This window comes from Parafrankia soli (assembly GCF_001854695.1).
Lineage (GTDB): Bacteria > Actinomycetota > Actinomycetes > Frankiales > Frankiaceae > Parafrankia > Parafrankia soli.
Window position 1 is genome coordinate 1 of sequence record NZ_MAXA01000258.1, and the last position, 16273, is coordinate 16273.

Below are 16273 nucleotides of genomic sequence, written 5' to 3' on the forward strand. Positions count from 1 at the left end.
AGAAGCGGTACCTGTAGGCCCGCTTCACAACCCGACTCCCCACGACCGGCAGAATACATCATTCGACTGTCACCCCGACGGCGGAGTCGACGCGCTAACCCCGCCCTGAAGGACGGGGCCTGCGCGCTACGTTTCATGGGTCACCGGCCTGGCCGAGAGCCGGGCCGACCTGATCGAGGCCGGTGTCGCCTTCGACCGGATCTTCGGGCTGCTCGACCTGGTGCCCGACCCGCGGGACCTCCCCACCACCACCACCACCGGGCCGGCGGGCCGGCCGGCCCCGGGCAGGTCCGCGGCGGCCGGGGCGGCCGGGGCGGCGGAGTCGAGCACCGGGCTGGTCGGGGTTCCGGCTCCCCGTGGGGCCACCGGGCCGGGCGCGGGCGCGCCGGCCGCGGGGAGCGGCACGGCACCGGCCGAGGCGAGCGCGCCCACCGTCCGCGCGCCCGAGATCGTGGTGGACGGAGTGTGGTTCCGCTATGCCGGAGGCCGGCAGAACGCCTGGTCCGCCGCCGGCCGAGACGTGCGCCGCCGGTGGTGGTACGTCGCGGACGATGAGGAGGACGAGGACCAGGAACCCGAGCAGGCGGCCTCGGGTGAGGCCGCCCAGGCCGGGAAGTCCGGCCCCGCGGGCCGCTGGGCCCTGCGCGATGTCCGGCTCACCGCCGGGGCCGGCGAGAAGACGGCGATCGTCGGAGCGAGCGGCGCGGGCAAGACGACGCTCGGCTACCTCCTGTCCGGGGTGCACCGCCCCGACCGCGGCCGCCTCCTGCGCGACGACACGGACTTCGCCGACCTCACCTGGAGCGCATTGCGGGCGACGATCGGAGTCGTCCCGCAGGACCCGCACCTGTTCAACGACACGATCGCCGCGAACGTCCGCTACGGACAGCTCGGCGCCACCGACGAGGCGATCACCGCGGCGGTGGTCGACTCGGGCCTCGGCCCGATGCTGGAGCGGCTACCCAAGGGCATCCGGACGAAGGTCGGTGCCCGGGGCTACCAGCTCTCGGGCGGGGAGCGCCAGCGCCTCGCGCTCGCCCGGGTCCTGATCTCCGACCCGCCGGTACTCATCCTGGACGAGGCGACCTCCCAGCTTGACGCGGCGACCGAGCACACCGTCCAGGAGGCGCTGGCCCGCCTCGGGGCGGGGCGGACCCGCATAGTCATCGCGCACCGGCTGTCCACGATCGTCGACGCCGACCGCATCTACGTGATGGGCGACGGCTCCGTGGTCGAGCACGGCACCCATGCCGAGCTGATCCAGGCCGACGGCGCCTACGCGCGCCTGTACCACCGCCAGCTCCGGAAGGAGGTCACCACAGCAGGTTGAGCTGGCGGCCTCCGACCACCGGGTCACCGAGACCGGCATCGGTGTCGGTGTCGTCGGCATCGTCGGTGTCATCGATGTCGGTGTGGGCGTGGGCGGTGTGGGCCTCGGCTTCGGTGCGACTGGTCGCCCTCGGGGCAGCGCCGGCCTCGGGTGTCGCCGGGCCACCGCGCACCGGCATCCGATGCAGGACGCCCGGGAGCTCCCCGGTGTGCACCACGGTGAGCACGCGGGTGGCCCGGGTCAGCGCCACGTAGAGATCCGCCAGGCCCCGGGTCGGGCCGGCCAGGATCTCGGCCGGTTCGACGAGGACCACCGCGTCGAACTCGAGGCCCTTGGACTCCGCGACGGTGAGGACGGCGACGGGCGCGTCCAGCAGCAGGTCCGCCTCCGCCGGCTCCCGGGTCCCGGTCGGGCGGTCGTCCGGGTCGTCGGGCTGCCTCGGCAGCGCGAGCTGGGGCACGGCAGCGCGCAGGGCGGCCCGGATCGCCGCGGTCCGCCCCGGCGGGCAGATCACGGCGACCCGCCCCCCGGCCGCCTCGCCCGCGGCCCGCACGGACTCGTCGACCACGCCCCGCAGGAGCGCCTCGTCGGCGGACGGTATCCGGACGGCGTCCGGGCGCCGGCCGGCGGAGCGGACCGACAGGGGCGGCGCGGCCGTGGGATCGGCCGCCGTCAGCACGTCGGCCGCGACGTCCATGATCTCGCTGGGGGTACGGTAGTTCACGGTGAGCCGCTCGACGGTGTAGTGGGCGCCGACAGCCGGACCCAGCAGTTCGCCCCAGCTCTCCGGCGGCCGCGGGCGGGCCGCCTGGGCGAGATCCCCGACGAGCGTCGCGGTGCGCCCCGGGCAGCGCCGCCAAAGCAGGCGCCACAGCATCGGCGAGACCTCCTGGGCCTCGTCGACGATGAGGTGGCCGAACGTCCAGGTCCGGTCCCCGGTCGCGTACTCGGCGGCGCCGCGGCGCTGGCGGGGTGCGGTCCAGCGCTCGGCGACCGTGTCGGCGTCGAGCCGGTCGTCGAGGCCGAGCATCTCCAGCACGCCGCGGGCGTACTCCCGCTCGGCCGCGCGCTCGGCGGCGGCGCGGCGCGCCTCGTCGAGGCGGGCGGCCTCCTCCGGGTCACCGAGCAGCTCCGCGGCCTCGTCCAGCAGTGCGACATCCGCCGGAGTCCAGCGGATCCGGCCGGTTTCGGCGGAGCGGGTTTCGCCGGAGCGCCGCGCCGGCGCGTCCGCCGGGCCCTCGCGCCGCAGCAGGGCGCGTTCCTCGGCGGTGAGCCGGGTACCGGCGGCCCGGGCGAGGAGCTCCGGCGAGGCGTACAGGTCGGCCAGCAGGCGGGCCGGGGTGAGCAGCGGCCACAGGTCGTTCAGGGCCCGCCGCACGCCGGGGTCCGCCCACAGATCTGAAGTGATCTCCGAGCGCTCCTCGGGCTCGAAGAGGCCACCGGGCAACCGGGAGACCACCTGGTTCGTCAACGCGCCGAGCAGCTCGCGGATGAACACGCGGCGCGCGGAGTTGTGCGGGCGGCGGCTGCGGCGGGCCCGGGTCCTGGCCCGGACAATGGTGTCGCGGTCCAGGTGCAGGTCGTGCTCGTCGTGGCGGATCCGCACCCCTCGGCCGGGTGCCCGCTGGCGGTCCCGGACCGCGCCGGCGATGACGTCGGCCATCCGTGCGTCGCCCTTGAGGGACGCGGCGGCGACCTGGTCCTCGCCGGTCGCGTCCACACCGGGGAAGAGCCGTCCCGGGGTCGCGAACACCACTCCGGTCTCACCGAGGGAGGGCAGGACCTGCTCGATGTAGCGGAGGAAGACGGGGCTGGGGCCGACCACGAGCACCCCGGACCGGACGAGCCGGTCGCGATCGGTGTAGAGGAGATATGCGGCACGGTGCAGCGCGACGGCGGTCTTGCCGGTGCCCGGCCCACCGTCGACCACCAGCACCGCGTTCGCCGCCGCCCGGATGATCCTGTCCTGTTCGGCCTGCAGCGTCGAGACGATGTCGTGCATCCGGCCCGTGCGCGGGGCGGACAGCGCCTCGAGGAGCATCGTGTCCCCGGTCGCGCCGAACCCGGCCTCGGCGCCCGCGCCGGCTTCGGGGGCCGCATCGCCCTCGGCGGCCCCCGAAGCCCCGTCGGCGGCGCCGGCCTGCGCGAGGTAGGCGCGGGGGTCGAGCGGGTCGTCGGCGAGGCCGGTGACCCGCCGACCGCGGGTGCGCAGGTGGCGGCGGCGGGTCAGGCCACGCGGATCGGCGATGGTCGCCTGGTAGAACGCGGTGGCCACGGGCGCCCGCCAGTCGACCAGGATCGGCTCCTGCTCCTGGTCGGTCAGCCCGATCCGGCCGATGTAGGTGCGCCCCCCGGCCGCGTGGTCCATCGCGCCGAAGCACAGCCGCCCCTCGGCGGCGTCGAGCCGGGCCAGTCGGTCGGCATGCGTCGCGGCGAACACGTCGCGTTCCACGATCGACTGCGGCGTGCCGGTGCCAGCCTCGAGCAGCACCTGTCGGAGTTGTCCTTTGGTGGTCTCCCGGACCTCGTCCAGCCGGCCGTAGAGGGTGTCGACGTAGGCCTGCTCACGGGCGAGCTCTCCGTCACGTGTCGTCGGCACCGGATGTCCCTTCGGGTCGGGTGGCGGGAGGCGGGTCGGGAGGAGGTCCCGGTGCGGGTACACGGGCGCCAACAGCCCACCACACCCGGATCATCCCGCCCGCCGAAGCGCACACCACGACGTGTCCCGCTGTCGACCTGCCGCGTCTCCCGGACGGGTGCCTTCGCCGGCCACGGCGCCGGCCGCTCCCCGGGAGGTCGCCGGGCCAACGCTGGCCCGGCACCAGCCGACCCCGAAGGACGGCACGCGGCTGCCGGTGGACGGATCGAGCGCGGATTCTCCTCGGCCACCCAGGCTACGTCCAGCTCGGCGCCGCGCGGCCGACGGCCGGGGTGACGGTCGCCGTGCCCGCCGCGCGGCGGAGCCCGCCGGTCCGCGTTCAGACGTGCGCCGGTGCCAGCTCACCGACGAGCGCGGACTCGAAAGCCGGCAGATCACCCGGCCGCCGGCTGCTGATCAGCGGACTGGGCCCCGACCGGCAGATCACGACCTCGTCGTCAACCCAGGTGGCACCGGCGTTGCGCAGGTCCGTCCGCAGACTCGGCCAGCTCGTGACCCGCCGGCCCCGGACGACGTCGGCCTCGATCAACGTCCACGGGCCGTGGCAGATCACGGCTACTGGAAGACCACGGTCGAAGAAGGTCCGGACGAACGGCACGACGCCCGGCTGCCAGCGCAAAGTGTCCGGATTGGCCACCCCGCCGGGAAGCACCAACGCGTCGAAGTCACCCGGGTCGGCGCCGGTGACCGTCGCGTCCACCGGGAAGGTGTCGGCGCGGTCGAGATGGTGGAACGCCTGGACCGTCCCCTCCTCCGTCGAGACCAGGACCGGGGTGAACCCGGCGTCGCGCACGGCCCGCCAGGGTCCGGTCAGCTCGACCTGCTCAACGCCTTCCTTCGCGGTGAGGAACGCGACCTGGCGCGCGGTGTCCGCACGGCGGCCCGCGTCATGACCGAGATTCGTCATGCTGTTCACTCCCTCGCTGAGGTCCGTTCAGCGGCCTGGGCCCCGGTCCCGGGCAGCCTGTCCGTGGTGCCGAGGCCGTCACCCGCCGGGGGCCGCCGCCTGCCGCACGTCGTCGGCGTCGTGCTCGAGCCGGGTGCGTACCAGCGCCGCGACGAGGCGCGGTACGTCCTCGCGTTCGACGAGGTCGCTCAGGTCCCGCGGGTCGGTCGGCAGGCCCAGCTCGGCCGCCGCCGCCAGCGCCCGCTGGTCCGCGTAGGGCACCAGCTCGTCCCAGGCGGCCTGGGCCTCGCGCAGGAAGATGTCCGCGCCGACCGGCCCTATCCCCTTGATCTTCTGGAGCAGGACCCGCTCACGGTCCGGGGTGCGCTCCGCCGCGTCGCGCAGGCGCCGGATGTCGCCGTCGTAGGTGTCGAGCAGGTAGGCGCAGGCGTCGCCGAACGTGCGCGAGGTGCTCTCGTCGTAGCGGGCGTACCCGCTGCGGTTGAGCACGCGGGCCCGGTCCGCCCACGACGCCTCACCCAGGGCGGCCGCGGACGTCCACCCCTGCTCACGCAGCGCACGGAACGCGCCGACGGCGATCGGCGTGCGGATGCGGGCGCTCGCGAGCAGCGCGAACACCAGCAGTCCGAACATCGACTCAGCCGTGTCGGCGGGGACGTCGACGTCGATCTCCTCGGCGTACGTGCGGCCGTGCCGGGCGAGCAGCTCACGCACGATCGCACCGGTGTCAGTTCCAGCCATGAGACTGGGCTACCCGCGACGGTCCCCCGCACTCCCGGGCCGCCTGCCGGCGCCGCGCCAGCGCAAGGGCCGGCACCGCGGCGGCCCGCGGCGGCCCGCGGTCGGAATCACCGGCGTGCTAGGCGAAGGCGAACTCCCGGATCAGGCGGACGAGCTCGTGCGGGCGGTCGCTCTGCACCGCGTGGCCGGCGCCGTCCACCACGACGGAGCGCAGCGCCGGCAGACGGCGGTGGAACTGCTCGACGTCGTCATCATGGACGAACCGGGACAGCGCCCCGCGCACGAGCAGTAGCGGGACGGTGATCGTGTCCACCTCCTCCCACAGGCTGTCCATGCCGGTCACCTCGGTCGTCGCGCCGGGGCCGCCCAGGTCGTAGCGCCACGCCCACCGGCCGTCGGCGCGCTGGTAGGCGTTGTGCCGCACACCGCGGCGAACGCCCGAGGCCGGCCGGTTCGGGCTGAGCCGGACCGCCGCGTCGGCCATCTGCTCGAACGAGTCGTAGGTGGGCTGGCCGCCGACCAGTGCCACCGCGCCGCGCTCCGCGGTGTTCATCGCCCGGCTCCGGTCGGCCGACTGGGGGGTGACGTCCACGATGACCGCGCGCCGGCACAGGTCGGGCCGGGTCGCGGCGAGGTGGATGGTGGTGGCGCCCCCGAGGGACATGCCGACGATGACCGCCGCGTTCGGCGCCAGCTCACCCAGCGCCGTCGCCACCGCCGCGCCGCTCGCCCACGGGCCGTAGTTCCGGTCCGGACGCCGGAACGACCGGCCGTGACCGGGCAGGTCGAAGGCGATCGCGGGCCGGCCGAGGGCCAGCGCGACCGAGTCCCAGGTATGGGCGTTCTGACCGCCGCCGTGCAGGAACACGATCTCCGGGTCGGCCGTCCCCCATCGGATGTGGCTCAACCGCCGCCCGGGTTCGACCTCCACGTGGCCGCGGGTGACCTCCGGCCGGCCCTGATGGGGGATGCCCAGCTCCTCGGCGTTCTCGTGGAGCAGCCCGAACTCGTCGTAGTCGTCGCGCTCGTAAGCCTGGTCGTGGTTGTGGTCGTGCTCTTCGGCGTCCAGCGTGCTGTTGATGTTCGGCAGATCGGCCATGATCCCGCCTCGCTCTCGTCACCGCCTGTTCGACCGCCCGGCACCGCCCGACGCGGCGGCCGACGGATCGTCAAGGGAGAATGTAGGACCCATCGGCGCGACACGTACCGGTCCGGACGGCCGGGGCAACGATCCGGACGGCCGGGGCAACGAGAGGAACCCATGAGCGGCTTCAGCCTCGACCTCACCGACGAGCAGACTGAGCTGCGGCGGTGGGTGCACGGCTTCGCCGCGGACGTCGTCCGCCCGGCGGCGGCCGAGTGGGACGAGCGGGAGGAGACTCCCTGGCCGGTGATCCAGGAGGCCGCCAAGATCGGCCTCTACAACTTCGACACGCTGGCCACGCTGTGGGCCGAGGAGACCGGCCTGGGCCTGCCGCTCCTCTCCGAGGAGCTGTTCTGGGGCGACGCGGGCATCGGAATGTCGATCATGGGAACGTCGCTGGCGGTCGCCGGGATCGCGTCGGCCGGCACGTTCGACCAGCTCGGCGAATGGGTGCCCCAGTGCTTCGGTGACGCCGCCGACCCGAAGGTGGCCGCGTACTGCGTGTCCGAGCCCGAGGCCGGCTCGGACGTCTCGTCGATGCGGGTCCGTGCCCGCTACGACGAGGCGACCGACGAATGGGTGATCAACGGCCAGAAGGCGTGGATCACGAACGGCGGCATCGCGAACGTCCACGTGGTCGTCGCCTCGGTCGACCCGACGCTGCGCGGCCGCGGCCAGGCCGCGTTCGTCGTCCCGCCCGGCACCCCCGGGCTGACCGGGAACAGGAAGATCAAGAAACTCGGCCTGCGGGCCTCGCACACCGCCGACGTCTTCCTCGACGACGTCCGGGTGCCCGGCCGGTGCCTGCTCGGCGGCAAGGAGAAGCTGGACGAGCGGCTCGCCCGCGCCCGCGAGGGCTCCCGCTCCGCCGGCCAGGGCGCCCTGCAGACCTTCGAGATGACCCGCCCCACGGTCGGCGCGCAGGCGGTGGGCATCGCCCGGGCCGCCTACGAGTACGCGCTGGACTATGCCCGCCACCGCGAGCAGTTCGGACGTCCGATCATCACCAACCAGGCCGTCGCGTTCGCGCTGGCCGACATGCGGATGGAGATCGACGCGGCCCGCCTGCTCATCTGGCGCGCCGCGTGGATGGGCCGCAACGAGCGGCGCTTCGAGGCCGGGGAGGGCTCGATGTCGAAGCTCAAGGCCGGCGAGGTCGCGGTGTGGGCGACCGAGAAGGCGGTGCAGATCCTCGGCGGCGCCGGCTACAGCCGCGAGCACCCGGTGGAGCGCATGTACCGCGACGCCAAGATCTACACCATCTTCGAGGGGACCTCGGAGATCCAGCGGCTCGTGGTCGCGCGGGCCATCTCCGGAATGCGCCTCTCCTGATCCGCGGATGGCGGCGGTCGGAGCCGCACGGCGCACGGATTTACCGGATTGAGTCGCGGAATCCCGGCAACATACGGGGTCTGCCGACGTGAAGCAGTCTTCAATCTGGCGTAGGCCGGACCGCCGACGCGGTAACGGGGGCGATGTCGGGGGCATCGACTGCGTCTGGTGGTCCGGCCGGGGGCGCGTCAGCCGCCGGTGAGGTTCGCCGCGCTGACATAGGCCACGCTCGCGTGGCTGTCGACCGGGCGGCCCGACCCGTCGACGCACCGGACGGTGGCGGTCACGTCGTTCGGCTTGAAGCCCGACGTCCAGTTGTCCACCGAGCACCTCGAGGTCGGCTCGCCGTAGGCGGTCACGCTGAGGTGGTCGGGCGTCCCGGCGACGCCGGGAAGGACCACCTCGTAGACGCCGACTCCTGTGCGCCGCACCGTGTTGACCGACCCGGCGCTGTTCGCCGAGTAGCGCGCCCAGGCGTCGACCGGGTCCCCGAGCGGCGCCGGCTCGAGGGGTCCGCCGTCGCGGACAATGCCGGTGAACAACTGCGCGAAGTCGCTCGCGCCGGTCGGCACCAGCGCGTTCCGGTCGGTGTACAGCAGGACGAACGGGGTGTCCRCCAACGTCGTGCCGTCGGCGCAGCCGACCAGGACGGACTGCCGGTCGGCCTTGACCTCCCGGCCGAGGACGTTGCACCCGGCGGCGGAGGTACCAGCCGCGTTGACCTGGAGGTTGTTCCCGGGGCGGACGAACTCCGACCCGACCAGGTCGACGGCATAGCGGCCGGTGCCGAGACGGTGGACCTGGACCATGCCGGGCCCGGACACGCTGTAGGCGTCGCGGGGCCGGGAGTCAGCGCGGCCGCCCTGGTCGAGGTGCACGTACGCATATGGAGGATCCCCGACCGATGGACGGTGGCCCTCGGGTGCGTAGGTGAACAGAAGACTGAACCGGGAGTCGACGAAGTCACCGGACGGACGGCGGCAGGCCAGGTTGACGCGCTCGTCCAGCCGCCCGGGCGGCCCGGACGCCGATCGCGCGCCGGTCACCGCGCCGGGCTCGCCCGGTGGTGGCGCCACCGCGTCCCAGTCGACGATGTGGCAGTGGGCCGGCGCGGCCGCGTCGGTGACGGCACCGGACGGCGCGTCGGCGTCGGCATCCGCGGCGCCGGTCGTGGCTGGGTTCGGGCCGGTGCCGGTTCGGCCGGCCGCGGCGGGCCCGCCGATCGCGGTCGCCAGGGCGACTCCGCGCCGCCGCGACACGCCCAGGCCGGGGAAAACCACGCTGTACCGGCCCACGGCCGTACGGGAGATCACCGGTCGGGCCTCGGCCAGGGCGTCGACGACCTGCCAGCTCCCGGCCGCGGCGGAGTCGGGGGGCTCCAGCGGAGCCGCGGGCGACACGACGTCGGAGCGCAGGAAACCCCAGCGGGGGCCGATGGGATCGCCGCTCCCGGCACCGCCGTTCCCGCCGTCACCGGGCCCGCCGGCCGCGTACGCGGCGGGATCATCACGGACGGCGGCGAGCGTGACGAGCGTCACCGCGGTGATCAGCGCCAGGACGGCGAGCACCGCGCTGGTCACCGTGGCCCGACTAAAACGCGGCACGCGTCCAGCCCTTTCGTCGTCGGCGCTCGCGACCGCGGCCGTGCCCACCCCATCCGGGCGCGAGGTATGTCGTAGCCGAGAATGGCACAACTGTGGGTGCACCCGCACAGAGACCCCGGGCATGCGTGTAACAGGCCAGACCATCAGGTACCCGACAGATCAGCGCGGCTGCGGCGGGTGAAACGGTCCGTGGCCGGCGGGTCCCTCCGCGCCCGCCGCTGCGCCGAAGCGGGCCGCCGGGCGGCGACAATCACCGTGCCGACATCACCCCGGCGACCTGCAGGAGGACATTCCATGGGACGGTTCAGGCCGATTTTCCGCCGCGGTGGCCTCGGCTTTCTGCTCGCGGTTCTGGCGGCGACCGGAGCCGCGTGCCAGCCCGGTCCGGTGCGCGGCCCGGGCGGTGGGGCCGATTCCCCTCCCGCGGCCGACACAGATGCCACACCACGCCCGGACCCGGAAGACCTACGCCGTGTCTCGGCGGAAATAGAACGCCGGGTCACGTCCTATGCCCAGACCCATGACACCTCGTACTCCTTCGGGGTCTACATCGATTCCGGGATAGGACGGGTCATCCTGGAGACCGACGCCCCCGCGAACGTGACGGACCAACTCGTCGGCGCCGACGCAGATCTCGTCCAGATCCGGCGGGAAAAGGTCGAGGACTACTAGCCGCGGACATCACCGCACAACGCACTGTTTGTGCGGCTTGCCTTGTCAAGAAGGAGACAGGCGTCGAAACATCGACGCTCCGAACCACCTCGGTACTGTGCCGACGATCTCCAGTGATTCAGAGAGATGCACCAGGTGGGCAGACAACCTGAACGCATCCGACAATCGTTCTGCAGATTTTCGGAGAGTACATAGGTGAGAAATTCTAGATCGAGGCTCCGCTGGGGCGGAGCCGGCCTGGCGATGGCCGGATTCACCGTGATCGCGAGCACGATTCCGGTGTACGCCGCGAACTCGTCAGGCGACAGCAAGGCGACCATCGCGGTCGACAACGCGGTGGCCGCTCCGGCCGCGGATGCCACCTTCGCGACGGACCAGGTCGCGGCCGATCTGGCCGCGACCTCAAGCACGGTCGGGTCGAAGGTCGTCTCCTTCGTCCAGGCCAAGGGCACCTCCTACACCTTCGGCGTCTACGCCGATCCCGACCTGGGCAAGGTCATCGTCGAGACCGACGCGCCCGCGCGGGACGTGGCCGCGCTGCTCGGCAAGGACGCGAGCCAGGTCGTGGTCCGCAAGGGGAAGGTCACCGACCTGTTCAGCCGGCGCGACGACATCCCCGCATTCTGGGGTGGCGCCGGGATCAGGTCCGGTGGGGCCATCTGTTCCTCGGGCTACACCGTCGCCAACTCGGCGAACACCCGCTACCAGGTGACCGCCGGGCACTGCGCGCCCAACGGCGCGACCGAGGTCACGGAGCTGGGCAACCGCACCTTCGGCGTCGTCAGCGGCAACGGTCTGCCCAGCAAGGACATGGAGCTGCTCGGCGGCCAGTCGTACGGATCGTTCATCTACGGCGGCGGCGTCAACAGCAGCACCGGTTACCACGTCGCCGGCGCCGGCAATCCCGTCGTCGGTTTCACCAACTACTGCCACAGCGGCCGCACGACGGGTGAGAACTGCGGGCACACCGCGCAGAGCGTCACGGCCACCGTCTGCACCAGCAGCGGCTGCAAGTCGCCCGTGGCCGCCTTCACCGGCGGTGTCCTCCCACAGGGCGGCGACTCCGGCTCGCCGTTCTTCGTCGGCTCCACCAGCGGCACCGACAAGCACATCCGCGGGCACGTCATCGCGGGTAACGGAACCACCTCGTACGCCGAGCTGTGGAACAACGTCGCGGCACGCTACGACGTACATATCGTGACATAGTTCTCGCACGCCTGTTCACGAACCGGTCGGCCCCGAGCACACTCCTCTCGCCCGGGTCCGGCCGGTCTCTCGTTTCAAGGCCCACCACCTACCGGAACGCCGTTTTCCCGTCCACCGGCCGCGCGCCGGACGACAGGCGTCACGCGGCCCGGCAGCGCACACACAGGCATCCGAGGCACGCGTTACAGGAGGTGGTGGGCCGGGCATTCCGGCCAGGAGACCGTCGACGGTCGGGGGCCCGCCGGGTCCGGGGCTGTCGACGTGGCTCCGCCGGCCGTCGAGGCGGCCCGGACCTGGCTGTTCCCGCCCACCGCCCGGTACCTGTTCCCGCCCACCGCCGGCGGCCGTCCCGGTGGGCTGCCGCGCGGGCACGCCGCCCGGAACAATCGCACAGCATTGTCGGAGCACCGACACCGACCCCGCGCCGGCGGGCATGTCCGCCCAAAGACAGCCGGGCGGGGTGCGCTTTCACCACCGCCCCCGCATACAGTGATGCCGACTGCACAGGATTCTCTTCCGATTCGCGGGAATGGCGCTCGGACCCAATTCTGTGGTAGTGATCTACCGATAGTGAACAGACTCCGGTACACGGCGGCGATCCTCACATGAGGCACTCGACCCGCCACGGCAGGTGAGGGTGGGCTCGATGTCATCGGATGCCGGTGTGACGGCGAGGACCGTTCCGCTCGGCGCGGACGATCCCCGTGAACTCGGTTCGTACCAGTTGCTGRGCAAACTCGGCCAGGGCGGCATGGGCACGGTCTACCTTGGCAAGTCACAGCAGGGCCGTTATGTCGCGATCAAGGTGATCCGCGCCGACGTCGCCGACGACGCCGAGTTCCGCGCCCGCTTCCGGCTCGAGGCCGAGACGGCTCGCCGGGTCGCCCGGGTCTGCACCGCGGAGGTCCTCGACGCCGACCCGGACGCCCCCCAGCCCTACCTGGTGACCGAGTTCATCGAGGGCGAGACTCTCTCGCGTTTCGTCGCCCGCAACGGCCCGCTCGCCGACGCCAACCTCGAGCAGCTCGCCGTCGGGGTGGCGGCGGCGCTGACCGCGATCCACCGGGCCGGCATCGTGCACCGCGACCTCAAGCCGTCGAACGTCGTGCTCTCACCGTTCGGGCCCCGCGTCATCGACTTCGGCATCGCCCGCGCGCTGGACGCCGCCACGAACCTCACCGGTGACCTCCAGCAGCTCGGCACCCCCGCCTTCATGTCCCCCGAGCAGATCGAGGGCRGAACCGTCACCCCGGCCGTCGACATCTGGGCGTGGGGCGGTGTGGTGACCTACGCCGCCACCGGGCGCTACCCGTTCGGGGACGGCAACGCGCAGGTGCTGCTCTACCGGGCGTTGCACGAGGAGCCGCGGCTCGACGGCGTCGACCCGGCGCTGCACCCCATCGTCTGGCACGCGATGCGCAAGAACCCGACCACCCGGCCGACCGCGCAGCAGCTCATGCTCCGCCTGCTCGGTGACTCCGGCGAGGACGCCGACGCCACGATCGACCCGCGTGAGGTCACCAACGTCCTGCAGGGCTGGAACCTGCCCGTGCCCGGCAGCGGCCCGGGGGAGGACGGCCCGACGATGGCCACCGCGGCCGGGACCCAGGGCCCCGCCGGCTACAGCAGCACCGAGGCCCCCACCAGGCTGCCGACCGGCGTCGGCAGCCGACCGGGCGCCCAGGGCGGCTTCCACCCCCAGGCAGGCGGCCCGACGCCCCCTGCGCAGGGCGGCGACACTCCGGGTACGGGCGGCACGGGCGGCGCGTCAGCCAAGAAGCGCCGCACGCCCGTAATCGTCGGCGCCGCGGCGGCGGTCGCGGCGGTGGTCGTCGCCGCGACCCTGATCGCGACCAGCGGCGGCGACGACAGCGACGACAGCTCCACCGCGTCCAGCGGGTCAGCCCCCGCCAGCGGCGGGGCCGCGTCGGGGATTCCGCAGGCGGCAACCCCGCTCGACCTCGACACGATGGTCTTCGCCAGCGACCAGAACGGCAACTACGACCTGTTCACAGGCCGCGTTCCCCCCGCGCAGGGGGAGCTCGCGGACATCAAGCCGATCACCACCGCGGCCGAGAACGACATGCTCCCCTCGATCAGCAAGGATCGCCGGACGGTCGTCTTCTTCCGCAAGGGCTCGCCCAACGCCCTCTACGCGGTGGCGGCGGACGGATCGGGGTCCCCGGTGAAGCTGTTCACCAGCGGCCCCGCGGCGAAGCTGACGATCGCCGACGACGCCCGGCCATCGCTGTCTCCGGACGGCAAGTTCCTCGTCGTGCGGTCGACGACCGATGAGTCCGGATTCCCGAACCCGGGTCTGTATGTGGTCTCGCTCGACGGCTCCGGGTTGTTCCGCCTCGGCGCCAAGCCCCAGGCGACCGACCCGGCCTGGTCACCGAGCGGTGAGCTCATCGCCTACTGGTCGTCCGAGACGGAGAGCGACCGCGGCTTCATCGTGACGATCCCGGCGAGGCCCGACTCCCAGCCGACGCCGATCACCAACGGCCAGGGCAACCGGGACGCCGACCCGACCTTCTCCCCGGACGGCAAGCGGATCGCCTTCAGCCGCGAGGTCGACGGTGACCTCGAGATCTACCAGATGAACACCGACGGCTCCCAAGTGGAGCGTGTCACCGCCGAGCCGGGGCGGGACCAGGATCCGGCCTACTCACCCGACGGAAAGCTCCTGAGTTTCACCGGCGAGCGGGGCACGCCGCTCCGCCGGATCTACCTCACGGACCCGGCGGACACGACCGCGGCGGACCGTCTCCTCACCAGCACCGCAGGCTTCCACATCCGCTGGGCGAGCGGCTGACCAAGCCTCACCCCTCCCCACGGGGAGGACCGCCTCCATCCCGAACAGCATGATCGCCTGACGCGAGACACAGCGTCAGGCGATCGCGCTGTTCGGGATGGTTCTGGTTTCAGCCCCTCGACAGCGGTACTTGCGGTCCCGATGGCGGACCGACACCGTTTACCCCGGTGTGCCGGGAAGTCTGGTCGGCGAAGCGAGCTGTGTTGCGCCCCGCCGTGTTAGTCGACCTTCCCTGGAGACCTCTGGTCATCCTTGAGCGCGTTGCCGTGTCCGAGCCCGAAGACCGGTCGTAGCCCACTCCGTCCCCTGCCCGGTTCGTCCCCTGCCCGGTTCCTTCCATGAGCTGCCGACGTCTCTGCCGTTGGCAGTGCTGCGGTGAATCGTTTTTCGATTCTCCGAGAAGGACGCCGCGCTCACCGACCTGATATCCGCCGACCTGACGCCACCAACGAAATGAGACATGAAGACGGTCGTCTTGGCCGTCGCGGCCGATCTGAGAGTGAGACGCGACATGGCAGGGCTCTGCTGGGCGGAGTGTTCGGGTTCGGCCAGGGCGGCATGGCCACGGTTCTTCCTGGTTCAGTGCTCATGACGACCGTGGTGCTGACCTGCTGGACGCTTTCCGGCGGGGAGCCCTGAGCGAACAGTGCCACCTGCCCGGGCTGGCCTGGTCAGGAACACCTCACCGGCCGGAGCTGGCGAGGCGGCGCCGGATTCGCGAAGCCAGATGGTTCGGATCGTGCAGGTCGCTCCAGGTGAGCCACAGGGTGCTCATGCCGAGGTCGGCCAGTTGCGCCTGTAACCGGCTCCGGTGGGCGGTCTGCCGCTCCCGGGCCGGCGGGGCCGCGAGCTCGTAGGTCTGCACCGCCAGCCCGGCCGACGGCCAGGCGAGATGTACCCGCTCACCGGCCCGGCCGGTGGCCGGACCGGGCGGCGCCCACCGGACCGCCTCCGGTTCGAGGCCCGCCTCGGCCAGGGCCAGGCGCACCCGCGACTCCAGCGGGGTGCCCGCGCGCCCGTCCACCAGGTCCCATAACCGGGTGATGCCGGGTGGCCCCTCACCCGCGTCGTTGCGACGCAGCACCGCCTCCTTCAGGTCCACGAAGTCGGGCGAGGGACGCACCGCGCCGAGAGCCGCCCCGGAGGTACCGCGACCGTTCGGCCAGCCGAGGTGCAGGAGAGCGTCCAGCATCGGTACGGAGATCGCGCGGTCGAGGCGGAGGATGATGTCCTGCAGCGTGCGGTGGGCGGTTGTCGCCTCGATGCCGGCGAGGTCCGTCGTCTCGCCTGGCGTCAGCTCCATGCAGTGACGCCGGCAGCCACGCCGGCCGCGGAACGCGGCCCCGCCCGGGAAGGCGACGTCGACGGGCTCGGTCGTGCCCTGGGGTGGCAGACCGGGGAGCCCGTGCAGCCGGGCCGCGGTCAGTAGGCAGACCGTCCCGCCGGCGGCCGCGAGCGCGGCCCGAGCATGGGCACGCACCCGGTCGCGCACCGGAGGGATGACGAGGGTGCCACGGATCGGGGTGTGCCAGCCGTGGGCCCGCCGGCGGGCGGCGATCGCCCCGTCGGACAGGCCGAGCCCGCGGGCCTGGCTACGGGTGATCATGTCGTCCTGCCTCCGGGCCAGGGCGACGACTCGGTCGTGAACGTCCGGCATGCGCCCGAGTCTGCGCCGCCACGCGGCACGCCGGCCGGCCCCGGCCGCCGGTGTGGACGACCAGATCCCGTACGAGCTTGTCCACCGGCCGGCCGGCCGGCCGGCTGGCTGGCTGGCTGGCTGGCTGGAACACCGAAGGGGCGGTGCCCACCCTGGTCGAGGGTGGGCACCGCCCCTTCGAGCGGGCCGTGTGTGCGCGACCGCGA

General features: G+C 72.8%; 11 protein-coding genes. 5 read left to right on the forward strand and 6 right to left on the reverse strand.

Annotation, left to right across the window (positions count from 1 at the left end):
* Positions 1–220: 220 nt before the first annotated feature.
* Positions 221–1330 carry an ABC transporter ATP-binding protein gene (locus BBK14_RS30335; protein ID WP_241831971.1) on the forward strand — a complete coding sequence of 370 codons (1110 nt, stop codon included), beginning with the start codon at positions 221–223 and terminating at the stop codon, positions 1328–1330.
* On the opposite strand, the gene BBK14_RS30340 is transcribed toward BBK14_RS30335, so the two are convergent.
* From BBK14_RS30340 to BBK14_RS30355, 4 genes are all read right to left on the reverse strand, one after another.
* The gene (locus BBK14_RS30340; protein ID WP_071066608.1) at positions 1314–3929 is read right to left on the reverse strand and encodes a HelD family protein; all 2616 of its coding nucleotides are present in this window, start codon (positions 3927–3929) and stop codon (positions 1314–1316) included. The genes BBK14_RS30335 and BBK14_RS30340 overlap by 17 nt on opposite strands.
* Positions 3930–4308: 379 nt before the next feature.
* Positions 4309–4896: a type 1 glutamine amidotransferase domain-containing protein gene (locus BBK14_RS30345; RefSeq protein WP_071066609.1), complete on the reverse strand. Its 588-nt coding sequence runs from the start codon at positions 4894–4896 to the stop codon at positions 4309–4311.
* Positions 4897–4974: 78 nt separating this feature from the next.
* Complete coding sequence (locus BBK14_RS30350; RefSeq protein WP_071066595.1) at positions 4975–5637, reverse strand: HhH-GDP family DNA glycosylase; 663 nt, start codon at positions 5635–5637, stop codon at positions 4975–4977.
* Positions 5638–5755: 118 nt separating this feature from the next.
* Complete coding sequence (locus BBK14_RS30355) at positions 5756–6736, reverse strand: alpha/beta fold hydrolase (protein ID WP_083391353.1); 981 nt, start codon at positions 6734–6736, stop codon at positions 5756–5758.
* Between the two features lie 162 nt (positions 6737–6898).
* On the opposite strand from BBK14_RS30355, the gene BBK14_RS30360 reads away from it, so the two are divergent.
* The gene (locus BBK14_RS30360) at positions 6899–8113 is read left to right on the forward strand and encodes an acyl-CoA dehydrogenase family protein (RefSeq protein ID WP_071066596.1); all 1215 of its coding nucleotides are present in this window, start codon (positions 6899–6901) and stop codon (positions 8111–8113) included.
* 188 nt (positions 8114–8301) lie between these two features.
* Here the strand turns inward: BBK14_RS30360 and BBK14_RS30365 are convergent, their stop codons facing one another.
* On the reverse strand, positions 8302–9717 hold the full coding sequence (locus tag BBK14_RS30365; RefSeq protein WP_241831972.1) for a hypothetical protein: 1416 nt from the start codon (positions 9715–9717) through the stop codon (positions 8302–8304).
* Positions 9718–10011: 294 nt separating this feature from the next.
* On the opposite strand from BBK14_RS30365, the gene BBK14_RS30370 reads away from it, so the two are divergent.
* The 3 genes from BBK14_RS30370 to BBK14_RS30380 all read left to right on the forward strand — a co-directional run bounded on the left by BBK14_RS30370 (position 10012) and on the right by BBK14_RS30380 (position 14410).
* Positions 10012–10389 carry a hypothetical protein gene (locus BBK14_RS30370; protein ID WP_071066597.1) on the forward strand — a complete coding sequence of 126 codons (378 nt, stop codon included), beginning with the start codon at positions 10012–10014 and terminating at the stop codon, positions 10387–10389.
* 243 nt (positions 10390–10632) lie between these two features.
* The gene (locus BBK14_RS30375) at positions 10633–11595 is read left to right on the forward strand and encodes a chymotrypsin family serine protease (RefSeq protein ID WP_071066598.1); all 963 of its coding nucleotides are present in this window, start codon (positions 10633–10635) and stop codon (positions 11593–11595) included.
* 646 nt (positions 11596–12241) lie between these two features.
* On the forward strand, positions 12242–14410 hold the full coding sequence (locus tag BBK14_RS30380; RefSeq protein WP_071066612.1) for a protein kinase domain-containing protein: 2169 nt from the start codon (positions 12242–12244) through the stop codon (positions 14408–14410).
* Positions 14411–15092: 682 nt separating this feature from the next.
* Here the strand turns inward: BBK14_RS30380 and BBK14_RS38600 are convergent.
* The gene (locus tag BBK14_RS38600; RefSeq protein ID WP_157904366.1) at positions 15093–16016 is read right to left on the reverse strand and encodes a hypothetical protein; all 924 of its coding nucleotides are present in this window, start codon (positions 16014–16016) and stop codon (positions 15093–15095) included.
* Positions 16017–16273 lie beyond the last annotated feature (257 nt).

Coding starts and splice junctions, on each gene's coding strand:
- BBK14_RS30355 (WP_083391353.1), bottom strand. CDS start 6,736: ATGGCCGATCTGCCGAACATCAACAGCACGCTGGACGCCGAAGAGCAC.
- BBK14_RS38600 (WP_157904366.1), bottom strand. CDS start 16,016: ATGATCACCCGTAGCCAGGCCCGCGGGCTCGGCCTGTCCGACGGGGCG.
- BBK14_RS30375 (WP_071066598.1), top strand. CDS start 10,633: ATGGCCGGATTCACCGTGATCGCGAGCACGATTCCGGTGTACGCCGCG.
- BBK14_RS30350 (WP_071066595.1), bottom strand. CDS start 5,637: ATGGCTGGAACTGACACCGGTGCGATCGTGCGTGAGCTGCTCGCCCGG.
- BBK14_RS30345 (WP_071066609.1), bottom strand. CDS start 4,896: ATGACGAATCTCGGTCATGACGCGGGCCGCCGTGCGGACACCGCGCGC.
- BBK14_RS30360 (WP_071066596.1), top strand. CDS start 6,899: ATGAGCGGCTTCAGCCTCGACCTCACCGACGAGCAGACTGAGCTGCGG.
- BBK14_RS30370 (WP_071066597.1), top strand. CDS start 10,012: ATGGGACGGTTCAGGCCGATTTTCCGCCGCGGTGGCCTCGGCTTTCTG.